This window comes from Nakamurella sp., assembly GCF_048594475.1.
Classification (GTDB): Bacteria; Actinomycetota; Actinomycetes; order Mycobacteriales; family Nakamurellaceae; genus Nakamurella.
Genome location: NZ_JBMDXT010000019.1, coordinates 1 through 3,460, shown reverse-complemented (window position 1 = coordinate 3,460; position 3,460 = coordinate 1). Strand labels below are relative to the sequence as shown.

At 72.6% G+C, this 3,460-nt stretch carries 4 protein-coding genes; all 4 read right to left on the bottom strand.

From position 1 onward, the window contains the following. Window positions 1-243: 243 nt before the first annotated feature. Genes ACOJUF_RS00955 through ACOJUF_RS00940 form a run of 4 tightly spaced genes read right to left on the bottom strand, consistent with a single transcriptional unit; the run spans window position 244 to window position 3,447 of the window. The gene (locus ACOJUF_RS00955) at window positions 244-663 is read right to left on the bottom strand and encodes a DUF5709 domain-containing protein (RefSeq protein ID WP_420119993.1); all 420 of its coding nucleotides are present in this window, start codon (window positions 661-663) and stop codon (window positions 244-246) included. A gap of 49 nt (window positions 664-712) precedes the next feature. Next, on the bottom strand, window positions 713-1,600 hold the full coding sequence (locus ACOJUF_RS00950) for a hypothetical protein (RefSeq protein WP_420119992.1): 888 nt from the start codon (window positions 1,598-1,600) through the stop codon (window positions 713-715). Continuing rightward, window positions 1,575-2,102 carry a MarR family winged helix-turn-helix transcriptional regulator gene (locus ACOJUF_RS00945; RefSeq protein ID WP_420119991.1) on the bottom strand — a complete coding sequence of 176 codons (528 nt, stop codon included), beginning with the start codon at window positions 2,100-2,102 and terminating at the stop codon, window positions 1,575-1,577. The genes ACOJUF_RS00950 and ACOJUF_RS00945 overlap by 26 nt, the downstream gene beginning before the upstream one ends. Before the next feature lie 40 nt (window positions 2,103-2,142). Continuing rightward, window positions 2,143-3,447: an NAD(P)/FAD-dependent oxidoreductase gene (locus ACOJUF_RS00940; RefSeq protein ID WP_420119990.1), complete on the bottom strand. Its 1,305-nt coding sequence runs from the start codon at window positions 3,445-3,447 to the stop codon at window positions 2,143-2,145. Window positions 3,448-3,460: the final 13 nt, after the last annotated feature.

Here is a 3,460-nt window from a genome sequence, read left to right as displayed (position 1 = left end):
GATTGCTGGACCGCAGCTCCTCGTCGAGGACTGGAGGGTCCTTTCGGTCGGTGCGGCCTAGCGGCCAGCCACCTCACGTGTCCGAGAAATACTCAACTCAGGACCACCTCCTTCCTCGTGTACCGCGAACCTACGTCCGTGTCCCGGCCCGCGCAACGGTTTTCCGCCGACCGCGAAAGCCCGCTCGATGACGGGCCGCCCGACCTCGGAACGGCATCGGTCGGACCCGGGCGCGGCCGGCCGTCAGCGCTGGTCGTACTCGTCGATGATGTGCACCGCGGCCTCCTCGGCGCTGGCCGCGGCACCGTCGACGCCGACGTCGTCGGCCAACACGTCGTTGCGGGTGTCGCCGTACGCGTCCGACCCGTCACCGACCAGCCGGCCGGCCCGCGTCCCGCCGACCTCGTCGCCCGACTCGTCGTAGAGGTTGCTCTCGTCCTCGTCCCACACCTCGGGAGTCTCGGCGGACAGCAGCTCGGACAGGCTCAGCCCGCGCTCCTCCTCGGACTCGGTGGGCACCTGCACCGACGGCTCGCGGTCCGGCGGGTTGTAGCCCTCGTCCAGGAAGTCGTCCAGGCGGTCGTCGGACAGCGTGTCGCTGACCGTCAGCTGCTCGGAGACGCCCTCGGTCACGTCATATCCAGGCTGGGTCTCGTCGATCATGTCCTCACCGTATCCGGCCGGCCGTCCCGGCCCGTTCGGCCCGCCCGGCTCATGCGCCGAGCAGGAACAGCAGGGCGGCGACCAGCACCGCGACACCGAGCACGGCGCCGGCCAGCAGGCAGGACAGCACCAGGAACCAGATGCCGCGCAGCCGCAACGGGGTCAGCGGGGCCAGCTCGTCGCTGGCCGCGAACTCGGCGACCACCCCGGCCGCCCGGACGCCGCGCCACAGGCCGCCGAGCAGCCGCAGCGGACGCGACCGGCGAACCACCGCGGCGCCGACCTTGCCGGCGGACAGGTTGTCGATCAGTTGGGACCACAGCTCGCGACCGGTGACCATCGAGGTCAACGCGGTGGTCAGAACCTCGGGGTCGGCCGCGACGGCCAGCAGCTGACGACGGCGCAGAGCCAACCAGCCGCCCAGGCCCAGCCCGAACGCGGCCAGCACGACCCAGAACCAATCGTCCGGACCCGGGCGGGCCAGCGCGATCACGATGACCAGCACCGCGGGCACCACCGGGACGAGAACCACGGCCAGGAGCGGGTAGCGGGTCGCCCGGATCACCGGGACCAGCAGGGCCACGAACTGGCGGATCGCCTTGTCCCGACCGCTGGCGGCCGCCGCCATCACCCGGCGGGTGCGGGACGGCGCCCCCGGATCCGGCACCCCTTGATCCGACACCGCCGGATTCGACACCCCCGGATCCGACACCCCCGGATTCGACACAGCCTGCGGGACCGCCGGATTCGACCCCGGCCCGTCGACCGCGTCGTGGGCCGTCCGGTCCCCCGTCCGGTCGACGACCGCGCCGGGGGCGGCGACCGCATCCGTCCGCCGCGCGGCGTCGGGACCGGACACCGGATCGGCGGCCGGGGCGGTCAGGGCGTGACCCGCCGGCGCGGCCGAACCCTCACTCTCGACATGAGGTTGAGACATTGTTCCCCTCGTCCGCCGCCTCGGCGTCGGCGGCTCCGCAGTTCACGGCGGTGAGCCGGGCGCCGACCGCTTCTCCTGCCTCCGCCAGTACCCGCAATTGCTCCGGGGTCAACGCGTCGATCACCAGGTCGCGGACCGCGGCCACGTGCCCGGGGGCGGCCTCGGCGATCGCCTGCCGCCCCGCGGGGGTGATCCGCACCAGCAGCCCCCGGCCGTCGGTCAGGCACTCGTCGCGGCGGACCAGCCCCCGCGCCTCCATCCGTTTGAGATGGTGCGAGAGCCGGCTCTTCTCCCACCCGGTCTCCCGGCCGAGCTCGCCGGCCCGCAGCACGCCCCCCTCGGTCTCGGTCAGCACGACCAGCACCTGGTAGTCGGCCGAGGACAGCGCCGACTCCGCCAGCAGTTGCCGGTTCAGGGCCGCCGCGAGCGGTGCACCGAACTGCTGCAGCGCGCGCCAGGCCCGCTGCTCGGGCTCGGTGAGCCACCGCGGGGACGTCGTCATGCCCTCCAGCCTACTCAGAAAGCGGCCGGATGTTGACGGATCAACTTCGCCCGGGGTGCTCGAACACCGGCACATCGCCCACGATCGGGTTGGTCCGGCGGGACGGCGCCAGGTACTTGGTCGTCAGGTTGACGAAGGTGGCCAGCCGGTTGCGGTTGCCCAGCAGCATGACGATGTGGACGAAGAGCCAGGCGAACCAGGCCAGGGTTCCGTTGAGCCGGACCGACCGCCCGCGCACGAGCTGGATGTCGGCCACCGCGGCCCGCCGGCCGACCGTGGCCATCGTGCCCTTGTCGTGGTAGTGGAACGGGTGGGTGGGCCGGCCGGCGATCAACGCGGCGATCTGCCGTCCGGCGTGCCGGCCGCCCTGCAGCGCCGGCTGGGCCAACTGCGGCAGCGGATCCGGCAGCAGCGCGACGTCGCCGACCGCGAAGATGGTCCGGGATCCGGTCACCCGCAGGTCCTTGTCCACGGTGATCCGGCCGCCGCGGCCCTGCGGCAGCCCCCACTCGCCGACGATCTGCGGCACGGTGACCCCGGTGGCCCACACGACCACGCCGGCCTTGAGGAACTCGCCGCCGCCGAGCACCACGCCGTCCGGGCGGACCTCGGCGACCGAGGTGTTGAGCCGCAGCTCCACCCCGCGCTCGCGCAGGGCCCGGGCGGCGAACTCGCGCAGCGACGGCGCGAACGGGGCCAGCACCTTGTCGGCCATCTCGACCAGCACGATGTGGGTGCGCCGCGGGTCCAGTTCCGGGTAGACGGTGGCCATCGCGTCGTTGCGCAACTCGGCCAGCGCCCCGGCCATCTCGACGCCGGTCGGCCCGGCGCCGACCACGACGATCGCCAGATCCTCCGCCGTCTGCGCGGCCGCGGCGTGCTCGAGGTTGGTGAAGATCTTGTCCCGCAGCCGCAGCGCCTGGGCCCGGGTGTAGATGGCCAGCGAGTTCTCGGCCGCGCCCTTGGTGCCGAAGTAGTTGGTCGTCGCCCCGGTGGCGATCACCAGGTAGTCGAAGTGGATCGTGGTGTCGTCGGTGAACGTGATGACCTGCCCGGCCGGATCCAGGCCCTTGACCTCGCCCTGCCGGAAGCTCACGTTCTTCTGGGCCATCCGGGTGGCCCGCAGGAAGAAGGTCACGTCGCCGGGGTTGAGGCCGGCGGTGGCGACCTGGTAGAGCAGCGGCTGGAAGGCGTTGTAGGTGTGCCGGTCGATCAGCGTGATGTCGACGTCGGCCTTGGCCAGCGCCTTGACCGCGGTCAGCCCGCCGAATCCGCCACCCAGGACCACCACGTGCGGGCGCCGGCGGGCGCTCGAGGCCTGGGTCGGGGTGCTGGTCTGCGTCATGCGCGCTCCTTGC